The following is a 23,729-nucleotide window of genomic DNA, read 5'->3' as shown; positions in this document are numbered from 1 at the left end:
AGCCCTAAGAAGGAATTAGAGGCGTCCTGCTGCCTTCAGAGCCAGATAGGCGTCAGCCAAGGCAGGTGCCAAGTCGTCCGGAGTCGCGTCGACGACCGTGACGCCGTGACGGCGGAGTTGTTCGGCGGTGCGGTGGCGATCTGTCTGGGCTTGGGCCGCCGCTGCGGCGTCGTAGACGGCGTCTGTGGTGCCTCGGGAATCGGCCATGCGGGCGATGTGCGGGTCGGCGACCGAGGCCACCAGGACCGTGTGGCGTTGTGTGAGGCGGGACAGGACGGGGAGGAGGCCGTGTTCGACAGGGGCTGCGTCGAGGCTGGTGAGGAGGACGATCAGGGTGCGGCGGGAGGCCGTACGGAGTGCGGTGGCTGTGAGGCCTCGGGCGTCCGTTTCGATGAGTCCCGGTTCGAGGGTGGCCATCGCGTTGACCAGGGAGGGGAGAACGTCGCCGGCCGAGCGGCCCTGGACGAGGGCGCGGACGCGGCGGTCGTAGGCCAGGAGGTCCACGCGGTCGCCGGCGCGGGAGGCGAGGGCGGCGAGGAGGAGGGCCGCGTCCATGGAGGCGTCGAGGCGGGGGGCGTCGCCCACGCGGCCGGCGGAGGTTCGGCCCGTGTCCAGGAGCAGGAGGATGTGGCGGTCGCGTTCGGGGCGCCAGGTGCGTACCGCGACGGATGACTGGCGGGCTGTGGCGCGCCAGTCGATGGAGCGGGTGTCGTCGCCGGGGATGTACTCGCGGAGGCTGTCGAACTCCGTGCCCTGGCCTCGGGTCAGGACGCTGGTGCGGCCGTCGAGTTCCCGCAGGCGGGCCAGTTTGGACGGCAGGTGCTTGCGGCTGGTGAACGGGGGGAGGACCCGTAGGGTCCAGGGGACCTTGTGGCTCGCTTGGCGGGCGAAGAGGCCGAGGGGGCCGTAGGAGCGGATCGTGACCTTTTCGGCCTGGCGGTCTCCTCGGCGGGTGGGGCGCAGGCGGGTCGTGACGCGGCGGCGTTCGCCCGCGGGGACCGTGAGGCGGTGGCGGGAGGCCGCGACGTCGGTGCCGGGCAGCCAGCTGCTGGGGGGCCAGGCGTCGCGGAGATGGGCGCGTAGGGGGCGCTTGGAGGGGTTGGTGACTGTGAGGGTGACGTCCGCGGTTTCGCCCAGGCGCGCGGAGGTGTCGCCGGAGCGCGTGAGGCGCAGGCGGCGCACGGGGGCGGCCAGGGCGTAGTCGCAGGCGCACGCCAATGCCAGGGGGGCGTTTACGGCGAGGATGCCCGTCCAGCTGGGTTCCCAGATGCCGACGGGGAGGGAGCCGAGGGCCGCGAGGAGTGCGGCGCGTCCGGTGGGAGCCATCAGCGGGGGACGGGGACGTGGGCGAGGATCGCGTTGATGACCGCGTCGGCCGTCACGCCTTCCATCTCGGCCTCCGGGCGGAGCTGTACGCGGTGGCGGAGGGTCGGGAGCGCGAGTGCCTTGACGTCGTCCGGGATGACATAGTCGCGGCCCGTCAGCCAGGCCCAGGCGCGGGAGGCCGCGAGGAGGGCGGTGGCGCCTCGTGGGGAGACGCCGAGGGTGAGGGAAGGGGATTCCCGGGTGGCGCGGCAGATGTCCACCACGTAGGCGGTGATCTCGGGGGAGATCGTGGTCTTGGCGACGGAGGCGCGGGCGGCTTCGAGGTCGGCGGCGTTCGCGACGGGGCGTACGCCGGCGGCGCGCAGGTCGCGTGGGTTGAAGCCCTCGGCGTGCCGGGTGAGGACGTCGATCTCGTCCTGGCGGGACGGGAGAGGGACCGTCAGTTTGAGGAGGAAACGGTCCAGCTGGGCCTCCGGAAGCGGGTAGGTGCCCTCGTACTCGACCGGGTTCTGGGTCGCGGCGACCAGGAACGGCTCGGGGAGGGGGCGGGGGGTGCCGTCGACAGTGACCTGGCGTTCCTCCATCGCTTCGAGGAGGGACGACTGGGTCTTCGGGGGCGTGCGGTTGATCTCGTCGGCGAGGAGGAGGTTCGTGAAGACAGGGCCGGGCTGGAAGGAGAACTCAGCGGTGCGGGTGTCGTAGACGAGGGAGCCGGTGACGTCGCTCGGCATGAGGTCCGGGGTGAACTGGACGCGCTTGGTATCGAGTTCGAGCGCGGCTGCGAGGGCGCGGACGAGCAACGTCTTGGCGACCCCGGGGACTCCTTCCAGCAGGACGTGGCCGCGGCAGAGGAGGGCGACGACGAGGCCGGTCACGGCGGGGTCCTGGCCGACCACGGCTTTGGCGATCTCGGCGCGCAGGGCCTCCAGGGAGGCTCGGGCGGCGCCCGGATCCCCAGTGGTCCCGGCGTTGTCAGTGGTCGGGTCCATCATGAACGGCGTACCTCTCTTTCGAGGGCGTCGAGTTGGTCGGTGAGGGCGATGAGGGCCGTGTCGTCGCCGGGCGGCGGGCCGAAGAGGAGGGCGTGCAGGGACTGTCCGTCGCCGTGGAGGTGGCTGGACAGGGCGGGGAGCAGGGCCTCGGGCGAGTGCGCCCGGGAGACGGGGACACCTACGAGGGGGGCGAGGCGCGTGCGGGTGGTGGAGCGAAGAGCGGTGGCCGCGCGGTCGCGGGCGTTCGCCTTGCGGTAGAGGCGGGCGCGGCCTTCGACGGTCTCGGAGGCGCGGATCGCGACGGGGAGTTTCTCGGGCACCAGGGGGCCGAGTCGGCGTGCCCGCCAGAGGGCGGCCAGGGCTGCTGCGATGAAGAGCTGCAGGGTGCCCCAGAGCCAGCCGGAGGGGAGCAGGTCGAAGAAGCTGCGGGGTTCTGTGTCGGTTGCCGAAGCGTCGGCGAGTGAGGGGAGGTACCAGACCAGATGGGGGCGCGAGCCGAGGAGTTGGAGGGCGAGGGAGGCGTTGCCCTCGTCGTCGAGGCGGTCGTTGTAGAGGATGTCGGGGGCGCCGAGTACGACGGTGTCGCCGCCCCCTTCGGCCGCCGGGACGCGGACCAGGGTGGGCAGTCCTTCGCTGGGGTAGCAGGTGTCGGCGGCGCGGGCGGTGACCTGGTAGCGGACACCGCCGGTGTCGGCGGTGCCTGCGCGGCGGGCGGCGGGCAGGTCGCAGCGGGGCGCGAGCGTGGAGTCGAAGCTCGGGGCGGGATCGGCGCCGACGCCGGGAGCGAGTGTGCTCACCGACGGGGAGTCGGGGGCGACGAGGACTGTGCGGCCGCCGGAGGTCTCGGTCGTCGCGCGGAGGCGGCTCTGCTGGGAGTCGGTCAGCCGGTCCGGGTCGGCGACCAGGACCGTGGTGTCGGGGCCGGCCGCGGCGCTCGCCTCGTCGAGGGTGGTGACCAGGCGGGTGGACACGCCCTGGTCGTCGAGGAGTTCGGCGACGGCACGGCTGCCGTTGGGGTCGGCGGAGCGCGGGTCGAGGCGGCCGTGCTCGGCGCCGGAGCGGATCACGGCGATCACGACGGCAGCCGCCAGGAGGATGACCGCCCCGATGACGACACCGCGCGCGCGGGTCCACACCTGGCGGGCGGTGGGCGAGGCCGAGGTGGACGGGAGCGTGGCCTCGGTGGTCATTCGGCGGCCTCCTGGCGGGTGCTGTGGGTCGTGCTCGCCGCGCTCTGGGAGCTGCTGCCGACAAGTGCGGGCTTGGCGTGCTCCAGGTCGTCGTCGAGGGCGGCGAGGCGGCGGTACGTTCCTTCGGATGCGGATCGGCCGCCGTATGTGACGTCGTCGAAGTCCCGGGCGGCGGCGCGCAGTCGGTCCGCATGGGCGGGGAGCGCGCCGCCTGCCTCGGAGGCCGCTTCGTCGGCGGTGCGGCCGGGGCGTACGTCGAGCAGGGCGCGCTCCTCCAGGGAGCGGACGATGGCACGCATGCGTTCCTGGACGGCCTGGTTCCAACGGCCCTGGGCGGCCTGTGCCTCGGCGGCGGCGCGGTGTTCGGCGGCGCTGCGGGGGCGGTCGTCGAAGAGCGTGGCGGACGAGGTGGGAGTGCGGCGCGGGGTGCCGAGGCGCCACCACAGGGCGCCGATGAGCGCCAGGATGAACAGGACGATGACGGCGAGGCCGAGCGCGCCGCCCGGGGTGGCGGCGGAGGCGGCGCCGAACAGTTTGTCGAGCCACTCCCAGAAGGCGTCCATGGCGCGCTCGTACCAACTGGGGTCGTTCTCGTGGTACATCCCCTTGGACAGCTCGCGCTCTGCCGCCTCCCGCGCGGGGTCGCGCGGGAGGGTGACCGGTGGCTCGTCCGCCGAGCGCCACGAGGCCGGCACGGCGGCCAGTACTCCCCCCGACAGTCTCACCGCATCAGCTCCCCGGGGTCGTGCCGCGGGCGTCGGAGCCGTAGTCCTGGATGCCGGCGGCGCGGGCCAGTTCGAGGTCGAGGGCCTCGCGACGGATGCGCTGGTCGACGTAGAGGAGCACCGTGACGCCGGCGCTGATCGGGAAGGTGAGCGTGGCTCCGATCACCGCGCCGATGCCGCTGATGACGAGGTACGTCCAGCCGAGAGTCGTGCCGCTGCTGGTGAGGAACGAGGAGACGCCGTCTCCGTCCACGAGCGCGCCGGCGACGGAGAAGGGGATCACGACGATCGACGCCACGACATTGGCGATGATCATGGCGAGCAGCTGGATGCCGAACACCCGCCACCAGGAGCCGCGCACCAGCTTGACGGAGCGGTTCATCGACTTGAAAACGCCCTGCTTCTCCAGCATCAGCGCGGGCGAGGCGAGCGAGAAGCGGGTCAACAGCCACAGGGCCAGAACGAAAGCGCCGAGTCCGCCGAGGACGGCGAGCAGCGCGCCCCCGCCGCCCCCGCCCGAGGCGACGATGAGGAGGCCGGGCAGGATGCCCACGGCGATGAGCACGCTGCCGATCAGGGGCAGCAGGAAGGTCAGGCCGAACAGCCTCAACAGCTGCGGGCGGGCATCACGCCAGGCCTCGGCGGTGGTGACCGACTTGCCGAGGACGGCACGGCTGGTCACGGTCGTCAGCAGGGCCGTCGCGATGATCGTGCCCAGCAGGGAGATCAGCAGGACCGCGGTGGTGCTCAGCAGTGTCTCGCCCAGGGCTTCGGTCAGCTCGCCGGGCGTGGCGGTCGGGTCGTTGAGGACGTCCGAGTTCGCCGTTTCGTTCAGGACGAGGCCCTGGAAGAGGATGACGGCGATCTGGGTGACGACCGCGACGGTCAGGGAGATGCCGAGGACCGTGCGCCAGTGCGTGCGCATGGTGGAGACCGCGCCGTCGAGGATCTCGCCGACACCGAGTGGGCGCAGCGGGATCACACCGGGTTTGGCCGCGGGCGGGGGGCCGCCCCAACCGCCGCCGCCCCAGCCGGGGGTGCCGTAACCGGGGTGGCCGCCGGGAGCCCCGTAGCCGCCAGGGGTGCCGTAACCGCCGGGGCCCGGGTACGGGCCGCCGCCCGGGTGTGGTTGGCCGGGGTGGCCGCCCCAGCCCGCCCCGGGCGGAGGTGGCGGGGCCTGACCGGGGCCCTGAGGGCTCGGATTGCTCCACTGGGCGGGCGGGGGCTGCTCCTTGGACCACTTGGACGACGGCTGCGGCTGGTCAGCGCCGCTGTGGTCCGACGGCTGCGGCTGGTCCGTGCCACCCTGGTCAGCAGGCTGCGCGGCACCCTGCTGGTCCGGCTTCTCGCCGTCCGAGGGGGCCGATCCGGGCGAGGCCCAGCCCGGAGTGTCCTTCATCGTCGCTCCTTCACGGTGCTCGTCCGCGGTCGCGGCGGCAGGTTGGCGCCCATCGTGCCACGCGGTGTCCGAGAAGTGACCGGGGGCCGTATGGGCTGCGCACCTTCAATTGTCCGCCGGATACGGGGCAGACTGACCGCATGGCTGATCAGCACGCGCAATCCGGCGACGACATCCGGCCGACCGAGACACCCGCGATCCGCTGGGACGAGCCACCCGAAGGCCCCGTCCTGGTCCTCCTCGACCAGACGAGGCTGCCGGCCGAAGAGGTCGAGCTGGTGTGCACGGACGCGCCCGCGCTGGTGGAGGCGATCCGTTCGCTCGCCGTGCGCGGGGCACCGCTACTGGGCATCGCGGGGGCATACGGGATCGCGCTCGCCGCCGCGCGAGGCTTCGACGTGGAGGAGGCCGCCGACGCACTCGCGGGCGCCCGGCCCACCGCGGTGAACCTCGCCGTGGGCGTGCGCCGGGCGCACGCCGCGTATCGGGCCGAACTCGGCCGCGAAGGCGATCAGAAACAGGCCGCCGAGGCCGCGCTCGCCGCCGCGCGGGCGCTGCACCGGGAGGACGCCCAGGCCAGCGAACGCATGGCCGCGCACGGGCTGGCGCTGCTCGACGAACTGCTGCCGGCTGGTGGGCACCGGGTGCTCACCCACTGCAACACCGGGTCTCTGGTGTCGGGCGGTGAGGGCACGGCGTTCGCGGTGGCCCTCGCGGCACACCGTGTGGGGCGGCTGCGCAGGCTGTGGGTGGACGAGACGCGGCCGCTGCTGCAGGGCGCCCGGCTCACCGCCTATGAGGCGGCGCGCAGCGGAATGGCGTACACCTTGCTCACGGACAACGCCGCGGGCTCACTGTTCGCGGCCGGAGAGGTGGACGCGGTACTGGTCGGGGCCGACCGGATCGCCGCCGACGGTTCGGTGGCGAACAAGGTGGGGACGTACCCGCTCGCCGTCCTGGCCCGGTACCACCACGTGCCGTTCATCGTGGTGGCGCCGGTGACGACGGTGGACCCGGACACCCCCGACGGGGCGTCCATCGAGGTGGAGCAACGCGCAGGTCATGAGGTGACCGAGATCACCGCACCCCAGGTGCCGGTGGCGGGAGCAGAAGCGGGAGGCGGTATACCGGTGGCACCCCTGGGGACACAGGCGTACAACCCGGCGTTCGACGTGACGCCGCCCGAGTTGGTGACGGCGATAGTCACCGAGGAAGGGGCCGTGTCGCCCGTGACAGCCGATGCTCTTGCGGAGCTGTGTGACAGGTCACGCCAGGTAACGATTTAGTTAATGGGATGATGGCATTCATGAAGGGACGAGTCCTTGTCGTCGACGACGACACCGCACTGGCCGAGATGCTCGGCATTGTGCTGCGTGGTGAAGGTTTTGAGCCGTCTTTCGTAGCCGACGGCGACAAGGCGCTGGCCGCGTTCCGTGAGGCCAAACCCGATCTTGTGCTGCTCGATCTGATGCTGCCGGGCCGGGACGGTATCGAGGTGTGCCGCCTGATCAGGGCGGAGTCCGGGGTACCGATCGTGATGCTCACGGCGAAGAGCGACACCGTGGATGTGGTGGTCGGCCTCGAGTCGGGCGCGGACGACTACATCGTCAAGCCGTTCAAGCCGAAGGAACTGGTCGCCCGGATCCGGGCGCGTCTGCGCAGGTCGGAGGAGCCGGCTCCCGAGCAGCTCGCCATAGGAGACCTGGTCATCGACGTGGCCGGGCACTCCGTGAAGCGGGACGGGCAGTCGATCGCGCTGACACCGCTGGAGTTCGACCTGCTGGTCGCGCTGGCCCGCAAGCCGTGGCAGGTGTTCACCCGTGAGGTCCTGCTGGAGCAGGTCTGGGGATACCGCCACGCGGCGGACACCCGTCTGGTGAACGTTCATGTGCAGCGGCTGCGCTCCAAGGTCGAGAAGGACCCCGAGCGGCCGGAGATCGTGGTGACCGTACGTGGCGTCGGATACAAGGCAGGACCCAGCTGACATGTCCGGGGACAGTGCCGCTTCGGCGCCCGGCCAGCCGGGGACCCGCGCGGAGCGGCCTGTCGGCCGGAAGACGCCGGGCTCCCGCTGGGGGCGTTTCCTCGAGGGCGGGCTGCTGCAGGGCGGAGTCCAGGGCAGCCCGGTCCTGAGGCTGTTCATGCGCTGGGTGCGCCGTCCGCTGCTGCCCGTGATGCGGCTGTGGCGGCGCAACATCCAGCTCAGGATCGTCGTCACCACCCTGCTGATGTCGCTCAGCGTCGTCCTGCTGCTGGGCTTCGTCGTCATCGGCCAGGTCCGCAACGGACTGCTCGACGCCAAGGTCAAGGCCTCCCAGAGCCAGGCCACCGGCGGATTCACCGTTGCCGAGCAGCGGGCCGACAGCGCGGCGAGTGCCGGCGGCAACGAGGCCGGGGAGCTGAACGGCGACAACGTACAGAACGTCGTCGAGTGGATGACCAACCTCGTGGCGTCCCTCTCCAGCGGCGGTCAGGGCGCCTTCGACGTCGTCACGCTCAGCCCCGCCTCCGCGGACGGCGACACCGGCGGCCTCGGACCACGCGTCTCCGGAGGCGTGAAATGGGACCTCAGCGTGCCCGTGGAACTCCGCGAACGCGTCGACGACGGCACCGGCCCCGTCCAGAGCTACACCCGGATCCACTACGACAACGGCCAGGAATCCCAGCCGGGCCTGATCATCGGCAAACAGGTCAGCGACCCCAACAGCAACCCGTACCAGCTCTACTACCTCTTCCCGCTCACCCAGGAGGAGAAGTCCCTCAGCCTCATCAAGGGCACCCTGGCGACGGCCGGACTGTTCGTCGTCGTACTCCTCGGCGCCATCGCCTGGCTCGTCGTACGGCAGGTCGTCACACCCGTACGGATGGCGGCAGGGATCGCCGAGCGGCTGTCCGCCGGGCGCCTGCAGGAACGGATGAAGGTCAGCGGCGAGGACGACATCGCACGGCTCGGCGAGGCCTTCAACAAGATGGCCCAGAACCTGCAGCTGAAGATCCAGCAGCTGGAGGACCTGTCGCGGATGCAGCGCCGGTTCGTCTCCGACGTGTCGCACGAACTGCGCACCCCGCTGACGACCGTACGCATGGCCGCGGACGTCATCCACGACGCGCGCGTCGACTTCGACCCGGTGACCGCACGCTCGGCCGAACTGCTCGCCGACCAGCTGGACCGGTTCGAGTCACTGCTCGCGGACCTGCTGGAGATCAGCCGGTTCGACGCGGGCGCGGCGGCCCTGGAGGCCGAGCCGATAGACCTGCGTGACGTCGTACGGAAGGTCGTCAGCGGGGCCGAGCCGCTCGCCGAACGCAAGGGCACACGCATACGGGTCCTCGGCGACCAGCAGCCGGTCGTCGCCGAGGCCGACGCCCGACGTGTGGAGCGCGTGCTGCGCAACCTCGTCGTCAACGCCGTCGAACACGGCGAGGGCAACGACGTCGTGGTCAAGCTGGCGGCGGCCGGCGGCGCGGTCGCGGTCGCGGTCCGCGACTACGGCGTAGGACTCAAACCGGGCGAGGCGACCCGGGTGTTCAGCCGCTTCTGGCGGGCCGACCCCGCACGCGCGCGTACCACCGGCGGCACGGGCCTCGGGCTGTCCATCGCCCTGGAGGACGCGCGGCTGCACGGTGGCTGGCTCCAGGCCTGGGGCGAACCGGGCGGCGGTTCCCAGTTCCGGCTCACGCTGCCGCGCACCGCGGACGAGCCGCTGCGCGGGTCCCCGATACCCCTGGAGCCGAAGGACTCCCGGCGCAATCGCGGACTCGCCGGCGCCGGCCTGCCCTCCGGCGGCAGCGGCAAACTCGCCACGGTGCCCGTCCAGGCCGGTGAGCACGGGGCCGCCAGGACGGCCCTAGGGCCCAGGCCGGGCGCCGGACACGTCCCCACGGCCGACCCGACGGCACTGCCCGGCAACGGCGCGCGCGTAGTGCCCCGCCCCACGGCACCGCCGCCCGCACAGCGGGCCGACGACGACGCGGGCCACACCGAGGAGCGGCCGTCCGAGAACGGCTCGGAGCACTCGGAGCAGCAGCACGAGCAGGGGGAGGCATTCCGTGGGCGCTGACCGCGAAAAACGCGGCCGCGGACGTACGTTCCGCGGCCGCGGACGTCCGGTACGGACAACGACGTACATCGGCCTGGGCGCCGTACTCCTGGCCGGGTGCGCCTCGATGCCGGACAGCGGGAACATGCGCGACGTCCAGTCGACCCCGCGGCAGGACACGCAGGTGCGGGTCTTCGCGCTGCCACCCGGGGAGGACGCCCGGCCGCAGGAGATCGTGCAGGGCTTCCTGGAGGCCCTGACCAGCGACGACCGCAACTACGAGACAGCACGCAAGTACCTCACGGGCAACGCGCTGAAGACATGGGACCCGCAGGCGTCCACCATGGTCCTCGCCGAGGCGCCCACCCCCTACACCCAGGTCACGGGGAGCCAGCCGGACGGCACCGAGTACCGGTACGAGCTGACCGGCAACAAGGTCGCCCGCGTCGACGAGCAGCACGCGTACACACCCGTCGGCGGGGAGTACCGCGAGACCGTGCACCTCACCAAGGTGAAGGACACTCAGCAGTGGCGCATCGACGAGCTGCCGCAGGGCGTGGTCCTCGGCCGGTCGGACTTCGAGCGCAACTACAAGTCCATCAACAAGTACTACTTCACCTCCGCCGCGCAGTCCGGTGAGCCCGGCACGGTTGCCGACCCGGTCTACGTGCGCAGCCAGGCGGACCCGGTGACCCAGGTGGTCCGGGATCTGCTGAAGGGCCCCACCCGCTGGCTGAACTGGGTCGCGAGGACCAGCTTCCCCTCGGGTACGGCGCTGAAGAAGGGCACCACGACCCTGACGCCCGACGACCAGAACAAGCTGATCGTGCCGCTCAACGAGAAGGCCGACCGCGTCTCGGACGGCAGATGCACGGAGATGGCCGCCCAGCTCCTCTTCACCCTCCAGGACTACATGCCCACGGGCGTGGACGAGGTCGAACTGCAGGGGTCGACCGGAGCGCAGCTGTGCGTGCTCAGAGAGGGCCAGGCCGACATCATCGCCTCGCACGGGTTCGGCAAGAGCGCCGAGTACCAGTACTTCATCGACGGCGAGCACAAACTCGTACGACTGCCCGAGAGGGATGCCGTGTCCACGCCGACGCCGGTGCCCGGCGCGCTCGGCGAGGGCGACAAGCAGCTGAGGTCGGCCGCCGTGTCACGCGGCGAGGAGCGGGCCGCCGGGGTGTCGGCCGACGGCAGCGAACTGTACGTGGCGCCGCTGACGATGGGCGGGACGATCGGCGACCCGGTGCTGCGCAGCGTGGGTGCCACGGCGAAGGACCGGCTGACGACGCCCAGTTGGGACGGGCGGGGCGACCTGTGGGTGGCCGACCGTGACCCCAGGAAGCCTCGGCTGCTGGTGCTGGAGGACGGCATGGGCGAGCCGCTGGAGGTCAGGACCCCGGGGCTCGACGGGCGCATCGAGGCGGTGCGCGTGGCCGCGGACGGGGTACGGGTCGCGCTGATCGTCGAGAAGGACAGCGAGCGGTCGCTGTTCATCGGGCGGATCGAGCGGGACGCCGACGCGGACGGCACCACCGTCTCCATCGTCGAACTCCGGTCCGTGACACAGGACCTGGAGGACGTCTCGGCCATGTCGTGGGCCGGTGACAGCCGACTCGTGGTGGTCGGGCGTGAGCCCGGGGGCGTGCAGCAGATGCGCTACGTACAGGTCGACGGCTCCACCCTGCCCGGCCCGGCGCCCTCCGCCCTCACCGGCGTGGAGGAGATCGCCGCGTCCGAGGACGAGAGCCAGCCGTTGGTCGCCCACTCGGCGGACGGGATCGTCCGCCTGTCTCCGGGCGCGCAGTGGCAGACGGTGATCAAGGAGGGGACGGCGCCGGTCTATCCGGGGTGACGGCTTCGGGCGTTGGCCATTGGCAGTTCTGTCTCAGCGGGACGCCGCGTTTGCGGGGGTGTCGCTGGGACTGAGTTGCCAATGGGTGACCGGGCGCGGCTTCGTACGCCTGCGTGTCGCTCGTGTGGGTGACGACCCCATGCGGTTGCGACGAGTTGTCCACAGGTGGTTTTCCACAGGGGTGGCACGGCCCCGTCCGCATTGGCACAGTGGTGGCCATGCGGGGGTGGTGGCAGGACCTCACAGATCTGGTACTGCCGGCCGAGTGCGGAGGCTGCGGCAGGCCTCGCGCGGTGCTCTGCCCGGAGTGCCGCGCCGAGCTGACCGGTGCCCCGCCGGGCCGGGTGCGACCGGTGCCGGAGCCATCGGGGCTGCCCGTGGTGTACGCGGCGGCTCCGTACGAGGACGCGGTACGGGCCACGCTGCTCGCGCACAAGGAACGGGGTGCGCTGGCGCTCGCCGAACCACTAGGTACGGCCCTGGCAGGGGCCGTACGGGCGGGGCTGGAGGAGACGCGGGGTGAGGCGCGGTGGGGGATGGGGAGGGGTGGGGGAGGGGGTGGGGCCCCCGACGAAGAGTCCGTGCTGCTCGTCCCCGTCCCCTCCGCCCGCCGCGCGGTCCGAGCCCGTGGTCACGACCCCGCCCGGCGGATCGCGCTCGCGGCCGCCGGGGTGCTGAGGCGTAGCGGGGTGGCGGCCCGGGTAGTCGGGGTGCTGCGGCAGCGGCGTGCGGTGGCCGATCAGTCGGGGCTGGACTCCCGGCAGCGGGTGGACAACCTCGCGGGTGCCCTGGAGGTGGTGGCCGGGGGTGCTCGGCTGCTGGGCGGTGGTCGGGTCGTGCTCGTGGATGACCTGATGACGACGGGCGCCTCGCTCGTGGAGGCGGCGCGTGCGGTGCGGGCGGCGCGGGCCGGGTGCGCGATCTCGGGGGCGTCGGCCGAGGGGCGAGGAGCCAGGGGGCCGGGCGCGAGGTCGGTCGCGGGGGAGTCGGCCGTGAGGTCGGGCGCGAGGCGGCCGGAGGCGAGGTCGGCTGTAAGGGGGCCGGGCGCGAGGTCGGTCGCGGGGGAGTCGGCCGTGAGGTCGGGCGCGAGGCGGCCGGAGGCGAGGTCGGCTGTAAGGGGGCCGGATGCGGGGTCGGCGGCAAGGGCGGCGGGCGTGGGGCGAACAGTAAAGGTGGTGGTCCGGACGCTCGGGGTGAGGGGAATGGCCGGTGTGGAGGGTGCCGGGGACGGGGTCTGTGCAGCCGTGGTCGCGGCGCCGCCGGACGCTTTCGACACTCTTTCGACATGAACCGGAACTGACAGAGAACTTGCATCGTTGCAGGTGATGAGAGGGCCTATTCATCTGAACGGAGGTACGTCTCGGTAGAGGGTGACGACATCCGTCCGGGCGAGATATGTTCGGTTGTACGGGAATGGCCCCAGCCGTTCACCACATATCCGAATGCCGTACTGCGGGTTTTCTGCAATCACCCGCTTCGGCGGGGTGGAGATCTTGTCCTCGGGGGAGGAGGAGGTGGAAGTCACCGAGTCCGCGGTTCCGGACTGAACCGGAACCTGGTGCACAAGGGAGATGCTCCGCCAGTGGAGCGGAGCGATCCGGGAACGGAGTTCTGCGTGGACATCGTCGTCAAGGGCCGCAAGACCGAGGTGCCCGAGCGGTTCCGCAAGCACGTGGCCGAGAAGCTGAAGCTGGAGAAGATCCAGAAGCTCGATGGCAAGGTGATCAGCCTCGACGTCGAGGTGTCCAAGGAGCCCAACCCCCGACAGGCCGACCGCAGTGACCGGGTGGAGATCACGCTCCACTCCCGCGGACCGGTGATCCGGGCGGAGGCAGCGGCGAGCGATCCCTACGCGGCGCTCGACCTGGCGGCGGACAAGCTCGAAGCCCGGCTGCGCAAGCAGCACGACAAGCGTTACACGCGCCGAGGCGCGCGCAGGCTCACGGCCGCGGAGGTCGCCGATCACGTTCCGGGCGTGGCGACCCTCAACGGCAACGGATACGTCGCCGACGAGGAGAAGTCGGAGGGCGTGCCCACCAAGAGGATCGGCTCGCTGGAAGTGAAGGGCGAAGGCCCCCTCATCGTCCGTGAGAAGACCCACGTCGCGTCCCCGATGACCCTCGACCAGGCTCTCTACGAGATGGAGCTGGTCGGGCACGACTTCTATCTGTTCGTCGACTCCGAGACCAAGGAACCGAGTGTCGTCTACCGGCGGCACGCCTACGACTACGGCGTCATCCACCTCAGCACGGACCCGATGGTCGCCCAGGCGCATGCGGACGCCGCGGGCGGCACCCTCGGCGGCTGACCGCGCCGGGTGACAGCTGAACCGGTGCCCCTGGAGCGCGCGTGCGCCCCCAGGGGCACCGGTGTGCGACCCCTTGTGGCTCGCTCTGTCACCGCGCTGTCGTCCGGGCATGAAATCATGGCCGAACCGGCCCCAACCGGTGGGCCGTTGCCTTGGGTTGGCGATGGCACAGGAACACAGGCCACGGCCTTCAGGGGGAGGAACGATGGCGGACAGCAGCTTCGGACCGATGCGTGACGAGGATGCCGACGAAGGCCCCGTCGGCATGGGACCCGCGGCGGGCTCTCCACGCAAGGAGCCCATCCGGGTCCTTGTCGTGGATGACCACGCGCTCTTCCGCCGTGGCCTGGAGATCGTGCTCGCCGCCGAGGAGGACATCCAGGTCGTCGGCGAGGCCGGTGACGGGGCGGAGGCGGTCGACAAGGCTGCGGACCTGCTGCCGGACATCGTGCTGATGGACGTACGGATGCCCAAGCGCGGCGGGATCGAGGCGTGCACCTCCATCAAGGAAGTCGCCCCCAGCGCGAAGATCATCATGCTGACGATCAGCGACGAGGAAGCCGACCTCTACGACGCGATCAAGGCCGGTGCGACCGGGTATCTCCTCAAGGAGATCTCCACGGACGAGGTGGCCACGGCCATTCGCGCGGTCGCCGACGGGCAGTCGCAGATCAGCCCCTCGATGGCGTCGAAACTGCTCACCGAGTTCAAGTCCATGATCCAGCGGACGGACGAGCGGCGGCTGGTGCCCGCGCCGCGGCTGACGGACCGGGAACTCGAAGTGCTCAAACTCGTGGCGACGGGGATGAACAACAGGGACATCGCCAAGGAGCTGTTCATTTCCGAGAACACCGTGAAGAACCATGTGCGCAACATCCTGGAAAAGCTTCAGCTGCACTCCAGGATGGAGGCCGTGGTGTACGCGATGCGGGAGAAGATCCTCGAGATCCGCTGAGATTCGGGGAGATCCGCTGAGATCCGGGGAGATCCGCAGAGATCTGCTGAGGCTCGCTAGGCGAGCGCTCTCAGGAGGGGTTCGCGCAGTTCGGGGGCGTCCACTCGTTCCACGCGTACGTCGGTGCAGTCCACCCAGCCGGCCGCCTCCAGCAGGGCTTGGGCCACCGCGGGGATCGCTTTGGCGCCGTCCAGGGTGATCTGTTTGGCGACCAGGGTCCGGCCGTCGCGGGCGGGGTCGACACGGCCGACCAGTCGGCCGCCGGCGAGGACCGGCATCGCGAAGTAGCCGTGGACGCGCTTCTGTTTGGGGACGTAGGCCTCCAGGCGGTGGGTGAAGCCGAAGATCCGTTCCGTGCGGGCTCGTTCCCAGATCAGGGAGTCGAACGGGGACAGGAGTGTCGTGCGGTGGCGGCCGCGCGGGGTGGCTTCCAGGGCCGCCGGGTCGGCCCAGGCGGGTTTGCCCCAGCCCTGCACCGACACCGGGATCAGGCCGGAGTCGGCGATCACCTCGTCGAACTGTTCGGCCTTGAGACGGTGGTAGTCGGCGATGTCCGCGCGCGTGCCGACGCCCAGGGCCTCGCCGGCCTGGCGGACCAGGCGGCGCAGGCACTCCCTGTCGTCCAGTTCGTCGTGGAGCAGTGCGTCCGGGATGGCACGCTCGGCCAGGTCGTACACCCGTTTCCAGCCGCGGCGCTCGACGCAGACCACCTCGCCGTACATCAGGGCGCGTTCGACGGCGACCTTCTCGCCGGACCAGTCCCACCATTCGCTGGTGCGTTTCGCGCCGCCCAACTCCGTTGCGGTGAGGGGGCCCTCGGTGCGGAGTTGTTTGATGACGCGGTCGTAGGCGCCGTCGGGGAGTGGGTGGTTCCAGTGGGGGCGGGCGCGGTAGGCGCGGCGGCGGAAGGCGAAGTGGGGCCATTCCTCGATGGGGAGGATGCAGGCGGCGTGGGACCAGTACTCGAAGGCGTGGGGGCGTGCCGAAGGGGCGCCCGTGGGCGCGGTGGTCCAGTAGGCCTTGTCGACTGTGGTGCGGCCTATGGCGCCGAGGCGGGCGTACGGGATGAGTTCGTGGGAGCGGGCCAGGACCGAGATGGTGTCGAGTTGGACCGCGCCGAGGTGTCGGAGCACGCCGCGGACGCCGGACCTGCGGTCGGGGGCGCCGAGGAAGCCCTGCGCCCGGAGGGCGATTCGGCGGGCCTCGTCTGCGGTGAGTTCTGTGGTGGGGCGCGGGTCGGGTGTCATGGGTCGCAGCGTAGGGGAGGGCACTGACAGGTGGGGGTGAGCTGGGGATACGGGGGCTGGGTTCGGGCTCGGTCGTGCGGCACCCGGTGCAGGGGCTGGGCTGGGCTGGGCGGGGCTTGGCTGCGTGACTCGGCGCTACGAGGTGCCGCTGCGCCCGCCCTCCCCCACTCTCGGTTTCGCTCGAGCGGGGACCCCCCATCGCCCCAGCGGCTCGATTCCCGCGGCTAAAGGGACGACGGGGCCGGCAGATACGGCGCCGTAGAAGGTAGGCCCATGTCTGAGGGGAGTAGTGAGGCCATCCAGCAGTCGCGGCGGACTCCGTTGTTGTTGAGGGCGGAGCGGAGGGTGCCTTCCAGGGTGAAGCCGGTGTGTTCGGCTACCGCGCGGGAGGCGGTGTTGCCTACTTCGGCGCGCCATTCGAGGCGGTCGATGGCGAGGGCGGTGAAGGCCCAGTGGGCGGCGGCGAGGGTGGCCTCGGTGATATAGCCGTTGCGGCGGTGTTCCTTGGCGGCCCAGAAGCCGATCTCGGCGGTGCCGAGGGAACGCATGGTGATGCCGAGCATGCCCGCCAGCTCCCCGGAGGGGAGGAAGACGCCGAAGGTGAACATGGAGGCGTTGGCCCAGCCTTCGGGAACCGCCTGCTCGATGAAACCCACCGCGTGCTCGCGCAGGTACGGTGAGGGGATGGTCGTCCAGCGCTGGATGTCCGGGTCCTGTGCGGCCGCGTACACCGTGTCGGTGTCGTGTGCGTCCACGGTGCGCAGCAGCAGGCGCTCGGTGGTCAGGGTGACGGGTTCCATCGGGCGATTCTGCTCGGCGCGGCGGAAGGGCGCCATCCTCATGGGGGCCGTCATTGCGGCCGTCCTGTGGAGGGTCCCGGTTCGCGGGACGTGCGGACGGGGTCACAATTCGTGCGTTTCGTGGGCGGAACGCGGCACCATCGGCGACGCCCGTGCGTTGTCCTGGTGGCTGTCACTGACAGACCTCCCGGCACGGTGGGGTCCTCGCTTACGATGGCCGTTGCTCAAGCTGTGATTGAAAACTGCCAACTGTCATTGAAACCGACCGTCCCAGGCCCGACCGGCAAGGAGACAAACCCCCGTGTCCGTCCTCTCGAAGATCATGCGTGCAGGCGAAGGCAAGATCCTGCGCAAGCTGCACCGCATCGCGGACCAGGTCAACTCCATCGAAGAGGACTTCGTCGACCTCTCCGACGCCGAGCTGCGGGCCCTCACCGATGAGTACAAGCAGCGGTACGCCGACGGTGAGAGCCTGGATGACCTGCTCCCCGAGGCGTTCGCCACCGTGCGCGAGGGTGCCAAGCGCGCGCTCGGTCAGCGTCACTACGACGTGCAGATCATGGGTGGCGCCGCCCTCCACCTCGGTTATGTGGCCGAGATGAAGACCGGTGAGGGCAAGACCCTCGTCGGCACGCTGCCCGCGTATCTGAACGCTCTGTCCGGTGAGGGCGTCCACCTGATCACGGTCAACGACTACCTGGCCGAGCGTGACTCCGAGATGATGGGTCGCGTCCACAAGTTCCTGGGTCTGAGCGTCGGCTGCATCCTCGCCAACATGACGCCGGCCCAGCGTCGCGAGCAGTACGCGTGCGACATCACGTACGGCACGAACAACGAGTTCGGTTTTGACTACCTCCGCGACAACATGGCGTGGTCCAAGGACGAGCTCGTCCAACGCGGCCACAACTACGCGATCGTCGACGAGGTCGACTCGATCCTCGTCGACGAGGCCCGTACGCCGCTGATCATCTCCGGTCCGGCCGATCAGGCCACCAAGTGGTACGGCGACTTCGCCAAGCTGGTCACGCGCCTGAAGAAGGGCGAGCCCGGCAACCCCCTGAAGGGCATCGAGGAGACCGGCGACTACGAGGTCGACGAGAAGAAGCGCACGGTCGCCATCCACGAGTCCGGTGTCTCCAAGGTCGAGGACTGGCTGGGCATCGACAACCTGTACGAGTCGGTGAACACGCCTCTGGTGGGCTATCTGAACAACGCCATCAAGGCCAAGGAGCTCTTCAAGAAGGACAAGGACTACGTCGTCATGGACGGCGAAGTCATGATCGTCGATGAGCACACCGGCCGTATCCTCGCCGGCCGCCGCTACAACGAGGGCATGCACCAGGCGATCGAGGCGAAGGAAGGGGTGGACATCAAGGACGAGAACCAGACGCTCGCCACGATCACCCTGCAGAACTTCTTCCGCCTGTACAAGCGCCACGACCACAACGGCAAGGAGATGCCCGGACTCTCCGGTATGACCGGTACGGCGATGACCGAGGCCGCCGAGTTCCACCAGATCTACAAGCTCGGCGTCGTCCCGATCCCGACCAACCGGCCGATGATCCGCAAGGACCAGTCGGACCTGATCTACCGCACCGAGGTCGCGAAGTTCGAGGCGGTCGTCGACGACATCGTCGAGAAGCACGAGAAGGGCCAGCCGATCCTCGTCGGTACGACGTCGGTCGAGAAGTCCGAGTACCTCTCGCAGCAGCTCTCCAAGCGCGGTGTCCAGCACGAGGTGCTCAACGCCAAGCAGCACGACCGTGAGGCGACGATCGTCGCCCAGGCCGGCCGCAAGGGCGCCGTCACGGTGGCCACGAACATGGCCGGCCGTGGTACGGACATCAAGCTCGGCGGCAACCCCGAGGACCTTGCCGAGGCGGAGCTGCGCCAGCGCGGACTCGACCCCGAGGAGCACATCGAGGAGTGGGCCCAGGCCCTGCCCGAGGCCCTCGCGAAGGCCGAGGAGGCGGTCAAGGCCGAGAAGGAGGAGGTCGAGTCCCTCGGCGGCCTCTACGTCCTGGGCACCGAGCGGCACGAGTCCCGTCGTATCGACAACCAGCTGCGCGGTCGTTCCGGCCGTCAGGGCGACCCGGGCGAGTCCCGCTTCTATCTGTCGCTGGGTGACGACCTGATGAGGCTCTTCAAGGCCCAGATGGTCGAGCGCGTGATGTCCATGGCCAACGTGCCGGACGACGTCCCGATCGAGAACAAGATGGTCACGCGCGCGATCGCCTCCGCCCAGTCGCAGGTCGAGCAGCAGAACTTCGAGACCCGGAAGAACGTCCTCAAGTACGACGAGGTCCTCAACCGGCAGCGCGAGGTCATCTACGGCGAGCGGCGCCGTGTCCTGGAGGGCGAGGACCTGCACGAGCAGATCCAGCACTTCATGGACGACACGATCGACGCGTACATCGGCGCCGAGACCGCCGAGGGCTTCGCCGAGGAGTGGGACCTGGACCGGCTGTGGGGCGCCTTCAAGCAGCTCTACCCGGTGAAGGTCACCGTCGACGAGCTGGAGGAGGCGGCCGGTGACCGGGCCGGGCTGACCGCCGAGTTCATCGCCGAGTCCATCAAGGACGACATCCACGAGCAGTACGAGGCGCGGGAGGCGCAGCTCGGCTCCGAGATCATGCGTGAGCTGGAGCGCCGGGTCGTCCTGTCGGTGCTGGACCGCAAGTGGCGTGAGCACCTTTATGAGATGGACTACCTCCAGGAGGGCATCGGCCTGCGTGCGATGGCCCAGAAGGACCCGCTGGTCGAGTACCAGCGCGAGGGCTTCGACATGTTCCAGGCCATGATGGAGGGCATCAAGGAGGAGTCCGTCGGCTATCTGTTCAACCTGGAGGTCCAGGTCGAGCAGCAGGTCGAGGAGGTCCCGGTCGAGGACACCAAGCCGTCCCTGGAGAAGGGCGAGGCGGTGCCGGCCCAGGCGGGTGCCTCCCGTCCGGAGATCCGCGCGAAGGGCCTGGAGGCCCCGCAGCGTCGCGACCGGCTGCACTTCTCCGCGCCGACCGTGGACGGCGAGGGCGGCATCGTCGAGGGCGATCTGCCCGACGACGAGCCGATCCGCTCCGAGGCCGACGGCCTCACGCGCGCGGAGCGCCGCAAGCAGCAGGGCAAGGCGGGCGGGCGTCGCCGCAAGAAGTGACGGACGCTCCGTGAGGAGCGGCGCAGCGGCGTAGTGTCGTAGTGAGGCTCTGAAGGGCCGGGCATCTTCGGGTGCCCGGCCCTTCGTGCGTCTGGATGCCACGGTCCTATCGGTGGGGTGGTTCAGTCGTCGGCCGGGTGCGGGGGCCTCGGGCCGCCCAGTTCCACGGCTGTGCAGCGCCAGCGGTGGTCGGGGCCGTGTTCCAGGCGGAAGGCCATGGCGCGGAGTCGGTCGCCCGCGCCGATGCGGGCGAAGACCTCCAGGGCGCCCGGGGCGGCGACGTAGTAGCCGATGTCGCGTACGACCGGGTGGACGCCGTGGAGGGTGCGCAGGGGGCCGAGTTCGGCGAGCCGGGCCAGTTCGTCGTAGGCGCGGCCCGCGGTGTGGCGGAGCATGCTGTGCACGGGGCGTCGGCCGCTCAGCACGGCCAGCAGGAGGTCGGCGAAGTGGTCGGTGGGGCGGAGCTGGGGGGCGGGCCTGGTGGGGGCCGAAGGGGGAGTGGGGGTGGTCCGTGCGGTTGAGGGGCGGCCGTGTCCCGGGGCTGTGCGGGCGGGGGTGCGGCCGGGGCGGCGGGTGTCGTGGCGGACGGGTGGGCGGGTGCCGGTGCTGCGCTTCGTCCTGGTCATGACCTTGTTCATGGGTGTCCCCGTTCGTCGGAACAGGCGCTTGATACCTGTCGGTAACTTCGTGGTGGGGATCTTGTACGAGGCCGGAGGGGGCGGACGCAAGGAAGGGTGGCGTCCGGCGGAGGCAGCGGAATGTTCCCCTATCAGGGTGATGGGGAGGGGGTCCGGGCCTGGTGGGGCAAGGGTGTGCCGGGTGAGGTGGTGGCCCTGGGGTGGACGGGTTCGGGGGTTCGGGTGGGACCTCGAAAGGGGACGCCCGCACGTATCCTGAAGCTCCTCCGAGTCTCTCGGAGACCTCGCGGAGACCCCTCGTCGAAGCCTCTTCGTCGAGGCCTCTTCGGGGGCCGGCGAACACGACTACGAAAGCGGCCTGCCATGCGCGTCTACGTCCCCCTGACCCTTCCTGGGCTCGCCGAGGCGTACAAGACGGGTGAACTGGGGGACGGGCCGTTCGTCGCGTACGCCGTCACGCCGGCCTTGCGGGAGTGGTATCTGTCCGACGACATCGAGGAGCTGGAGTACGCCGCGCTCAATCGGGCCGCGCTCGCCTCGTTGCGGTTGTTGGCGGGGGAGCCGGGGGCTGTTCGGCGACGGGTGGTCGTGGCCGTGGATGTGGCTGACCGGGACGCGGTCGCCGATCCCGATCGGGGGCTCGACCCGGCCGCGCTCGGGGAGGTGCGGGTCGCCGGGCCGGTGGCGTTGGCCAAGGCGGCGGCCGTGCATGTCGACTCCGTGGAGGCGGAGGGTGAGGTGGGGGAGGCCGTGGACGCGCTGGGGGCGGCGGACCAGGGAGACGACGACGCCCAGTTCATCGTGGACGGGGCCGATGACCATGAGCTGCTGTGGTACGCGACGCAGGAGATCCCGAACCTGGTGGGGCTGGGGGGCTGAGTCCCTCCCTGGTTGTGGGTGCCACGGCGGCACGACTGCCGCACGACCGGGTTCGGTTCCGTGTTCGGTCGGCGTACTCATGGTCACGGTGCGTTGTCAGTAGGAGAGGGTACGTTCTTGGGCATGGGGAAGCACGGAGTTGGGGCGCACATCGTCTGGGACTGGAACGGGACGCTGTTCCATGACAACGAGGCGATCATCGGGGCGACGAACGCGGCGTTCGCCGAGTTGGGGATCGAGCCGCTCACGTTGGAGCGGTACCGGGAGCTTTATTGCGTGCCGGTGCCGAAGTTCTACGAGCGGTTGATCGGGCGGCTGCCGACGGACGAGGAGTGGGAGGTCATGGACGGGATCTTCCACCGGTACTACGCGGAGCATCGGGTCGCGTGCGACCTCACCGAGGGGGTGCCGGCGCTGCTCGCGGACTGGCGGTCGGCGGGGCGCAGTCAGTCGATCCTCAGCATGTATGTGCATGAGGAACTGGTTCCGTTGGTGCGGGGGTTCGGGATCGAGTCGCACTTCATACGGGTCGACGGGCGGACCGGGCCGTCCGGGGGCAGCAAGAGCGAGCACATGGTGCGGCATCTGCGTCGGCTCGTGGGGGTGGAGCCGGAGCGTACGGTCGTGATCGGGGACGCCGCCGATGACGCGGTCGCCGCCCGGTATGTGGGGGCGCGGGCCGTGCTCTACACCGGCGGGTCGCACAGTCGGGCCAGCTTGGAGGGTGTCGGGGTGCCGGTGGTGGACACGCTGGAGGAGGCCGTCGCGGAGGCGGAGCGGCTGGCCGCGTAGGCGCGGCGTGAGTGTTCTCCGGGTGCGCTCAGGTCGCCGGTGCCTTCGCTCGCAGTACCGTCAGGAACTCGCGCATCCAGCGGGAGTGGTCCGGCCAGGCGCGGGCGGAGACGAGGGTGCCGTCGACCACGGTCTCGGCGTCCTGGAAGATCGCGCCGGCCGCCTGCATATCGGGTTCCAGGGCGGGGTACGCGGTGACGCGGCGGCCGTGGAGGGCGTCCACGGCGGCGGTCAGCAGGGGGCCGTGGCAGATCTGGGCGACCGGTTTGTCGGTGTCGAAGAAGGCCTTGAGGATCTTGCGGAGTTCGGGGTCGTTGCGGAGGTACTCGGGGGCTCGCCCGCCGGGGATGACGAGGGCGGCGTACTGGCCGGGGTCGACCTCGGAGAAGGCCAGGTCCGCGGGCCAGGTGTAGCCGGGCTTCTCGGTGTAGGTGTCGAAGCCGGGTTCGAAGTCGTGGACGACGAAGCGGAGGGTTTTGCGGCTGGGGGCGGCGATGTGGACGTCGTAGCCCTCTTCGCGTAGGCGTTGGTAGGGGTACAGGACCTCCAGGGACTCCGCCGCGTCGCCGGTGATGATCAGGATCTTGGCTGTCATGGTGGGGCTCTCCTCGGCTGTGCGGGTGCGGTGGGCTTCTTCGGGTTGCGCTGGTTTGTCGGGTTGCGTCGGGCTTCCTTCGTCAACGTGCCTCCGGGGTGGGGGTTTGCCAAGGGGGTGTGCGGGGTTCGGGGCGGGCGCGGGGGCCGGCCGGGGTTCGACTCTTGGTTGTCTCGCCCCCGCCGCCCCTGCCCTTCCATCCTGGGGCTCCGCACCAGGCCCCGCTCCTCAAACGCCGGAGGGGCTGAAAGAGCGGAGGCGTCCGGTGAGCCGGAGGCATCCGGCGCCGCTCCTCATGCGCTCCCCGAGCATTCCCGCAGCACTTCCCGAGCACGTCCCGGGCGATCCGCACCTTCCCCCGCTAAGCTCGCCTGCGCAGCGCCTAGCTCAAACGTGCGTGGCTGGTACTGTGCGGAGTGTCAAAGTTGGAGCCTTGGTTTTGTACACATACGGCTCATGACGGGCCCCCCGTCCGGAGCGATAGCCTTGGTGGCGTGATCAGCGCGATAGTCCGCGGGGGCTTGGTTGTCCCTGCTTCGCGCCCGGTGAGCACGGAGGGCATCCGTGGCCGGGTGGCGGTCGCTGGTCTTCGCGGGCGGGACGGGACATCGAGGTTTCCCAGGACGCCGAGCACTCCCCGGACAGAGGCGCTGCCGAGATCAGTGTCACACCCGTCGGGCAGCTCAAAATTGGCTCAGATACCCCCGCACATCTCACCTGGCGGCATAGCGTCGAGAGAGACCGGACACCCCGCGTCACGACGTCACGTCGGCAGGGAAGAGACCGTACTTCCTTCTACGTCACGCAACGGCGCGCGACAGGAGCCAGAGGACA

Annotated in this window: 19 protein-coding genes; 10 read left to right on the top strand and 9 right to left on the bottom strand. The window is 70.4% G+C overall.

The features are described from left to right. Positions 1-15: 15 nt before the first annotated feature. The 5 genes from CES90_RS27915 to CES90_RS27895 are packed head-to-tail and all read right to left on the bottom strand — an operon-like array spanning position 16 to position 5,632. On the bottom strand, positions 16-1,326 hold the full coding sequence (locus CES90_RS27915; protein ID WP_189786869.1) for a DUF58 domain-containing protein: 1,311 nt from the start codon (positions 1,324-1,326) through the stop codon (positions 16-18). Further along, a complete protein-coding gene (locus CES90_RS27910; protein WP_189786877.1) occupies positions 1,326-2,315 on the bottom strand; it encodes an AAA family ATPase in 990 nt (329 codons plus the stop codon). The genes CES90_RS27915 and CES90_RS27910 overlap by 1 nt, the downstream gene beginning before the upstream one ends. After that, on the bottom strand, positions 2,315-3,508 hold the full coding sequence (locus tag CES90_RS27905; protein WP_189786868.1) for a DUF4350 domain-containing protein: 1,194 nt from the start codon (positions 3,506-3,508) through the stop codon (positions 2,315-2,317). The genes CES90_RS27910 and CES90_RS27905 overlap by 1 nt, the downstream gene beginning before the upstream one ends. Continuing rightward, a complete protein-coding gene (locus CES90_RS27900) occupies positions 3,505-4,233 on the bottom strand; it encodes a DUF4129 domain-containing protein (protein WP_189786867.1) in 729 nt (242 codons plus the stop codon). The genes CES90_RS27905 and CES90_RS27900 overlap by 4 nt, the downstream gene beginning before the upstream one ends. 4 nt (positions 4,234-4,237) lie before the next feature. Beyond that, a complete protein-coding gene (locus CES90_RS27895) occupies positions 4,238-5,632 on the bottom strand; it encodes a DUF7544 domain-containing protein (protein ID WP_189786866.1) in 1,395 nt (464 codons plus the stop codon). Between the two features lie 140 nt (positions 5,633-5,772). Between CES90_RS27895 and mtnA the strand changes: the two genes are divergently transcribed. The 7 genes from mtnA to CES90_RS27860 all read left to right on the top strand — a co-directional run bounded on the left by mtnA (position 5,773) and on the right by CES90_RS27860 (position 14,793). Next, a complete protein-coding gene (gene mtnA, locus CES90_RS27890; protein WP_189786865.1) occupies positions 5,773-6,918 on the top strand; it encodes an S-methyl-5-thioribose-1-phosphate isomerase in 1,146 nt (381 codons plus the stop codon). 8 nt (positions 6,919-6,926) lie between these two features. Further along, positions 6,927-7,616: a two-component system response regulator MtrA gene (mtrA, locus tag CES90_RS27885; protein ID WP_189786864.1), complete on the top strand. Its 690-nt coding sequence runs from the start codon at positions 6,927-6,929 to the stop codon at positions 7,614-7,616. Position 7,617: 1 nt separating this feature from the next. Further along, positions 7,618-9,693: an MtrAB system histidine kinase MtrB gene (gene mtrB / locus CES90_RS27880; RefSeq protein ID WP_189786863.1), complete on the top strand. Its 2,076-nt coding sequence runs from the start codon at positions 7,618-7,620 to the stop codon at positions 9,691-9,693. Then, entirely contained in the window at positions 9,683-11,530 is a 1,848-nt protein-coding gene (locus CES90_RS27875; protein WP_373313561.1) for an LpqB family beta-propeller domain-containing protein, read from the top strand. Before mtrB ends, CES90_RS27875 begins: the two co-directional genes overlap by 11 nt. Before the next feature lie 218 nt (positions 11,531-11,748). Continuing rightward, positions 11,749-12,819, top strand: coding sequence for a ComF family protein (locus CES90_RS27870; RefSeq protein ID WP_189786862.1), 1,071 nt, complete (start codon positions 11,749-11,751; stop codon positions 12,817-12,819). Positions 12,820-13,145: 326 nt separating this feature from the next. Further along, positions 13,146-13,838 carry a ribosome hibernation-promoting factor, HPF/YfiA family gene (hpf, locus tag CES90_RS27865; protein WP_373313560.1) on the top strand — a complete coding sequence of 231 codons (693 nt, stop codon included), beginning with the start codon at positions 13,146-13,148 and terminating at the stop codon, positions 13,836-13,838. 205 nt (positions 13,839-14,043) lie between these two features. Beyond that, positions 14,044-14,793 carry a response regulator gene (locus CES90_RS27860; protein ID WP_189786861.1) on the top strand — a complete coding sequence of 250 codons (750 nt, stop codon included), beginning with the start codon at positions 14,044-14,046 and terminating at the stop codon, positions 14,791-14,793. Positions 14,794-14,849: 56 nt separating this feature from the next. On the opposite strand, the gene CES90_RS27855 is transcribed toward CES90_RS27860, so the two are convergent. Together CES90_RS27855 and CES90_RS27850 are read right to left on the bottom strand one after the other, a co-directional pair. Then, complete coding sequence (locus CES90_RS27855) at positions 14,850-16,040, bottom strand: winged helix-turn-helix domain-containing protein (protein ID WP_189786860.1); 1,191 nt, start codon at positions 16,038-16,040, stop codon at positions 14,850-14,852. A 224-nt stretch (positions 16,041-16,264) separates the two neighbouring features. Then, the gene (locus tag CES90_RS27850) at positions 16,265-16,840 is read right to left on the bottom strand and encodes a GNAT family N-acetyltransferase (RefSeq protein ID WP_189786859.1); all 576 of its coding nucleotides are present in this window, start codon (positions 16,838-16,840) and stop codon (positions 16,265-16,267) included. A 301-nt stretch (positions 16,841-17,141) separates the two neighbouring features. On the opposite strand from CES90_RS27850, the gene secA reads away from it, so the two are divergent. Beyond that, complete coding sequence (gene secA / locus CES90_RS27845; protein ID WP_189786858.1) at positions 17,142-19,991, top strand: preprotein translocase subunit SecA; 2,850 nt, start codon at positions 17,142-17,144, stop codon at positions 19,989-19,991. A 122-nt stretch (positions 19,992-20,113) separates the two neighbouring features. Here the strand turns inward: secA and CES90_RS27840 are convergent, their stop codons facing one another. After that, complete coding sequence (locus CES90_RS27840; protein ID WP_189786857.1) at positions 20,114-20,629, bottom strand: Rv3235 family protein; 516 nt, start codon at positions 20,627-20,629, stop codon at positions 20,114-20,116. Between the two features lie 363 nt (positions 20,630-20,992). Between CES90_RS27840 and CES90_RS27835 the strand changes: the two genes are divergently transcribed. Together CES90_RS27835 and CES90_RS27830 are read left to right on the top strand one after the other, a co-directional pair. After that, positions 20,993-21,508 (top strand): DUF6912 family protein, encoded by a 516-nt coding sequence (locus CES90_RS27835; protein WP_189786856.1) that lies wholly within the window; start codon positions 20,993-20,995, stop codon positions 21,506-21,508. Between the two features lie 123 nt (positions 21,509-21,631). Continuing rightward, positions 21,632-22,300 carry an HAD family hydrolase gene (locus tag CES90_RS27830; RefSeq protein ID WP_189786855.1) on the top strand — a complete coding sequence of 223 codons (669 nt, stop codon included), beginning with the start codon at positions 21,632-21,634 and terminating at the stop codon, positions 22,298-22,300. 28 nt (positions 22,301-22,328) lie between these two features. On the opposite strand, the gene CES90_RS27825 is transcribed toward CES90_RS27830, so the two are convergent. Then, positions 22,329-22,895 carry a DJ-1/PfpI family protein gene (locus CES90_RS27825; protein ID WP_189786854.1) on the bottom strand — a complete coding sequence of 189 codons (567 nt, stop codon included), beginning with the start codon at positions 22,893-22,895 and terminating at the stop codon, positions 22,329-22,331. Positions 22,896-23,729: the final 834 nt, after the last annotated feature.

Source organism: Streptomyces capitiformicae, from assembly GCF_002214185.1.
GTDB classification, from domain to species: domain Bacteria; phylum Actinomycetota; class Actinomycetes; order Streptomycetales; family Streptomycetaceae; genus Streptomyces; species Streptomyces capitiformicae.
Note: the sequence above shows the minus strand (reverse complement) of the source record. Positions and strands in the feature narration are given on the sequence as shown.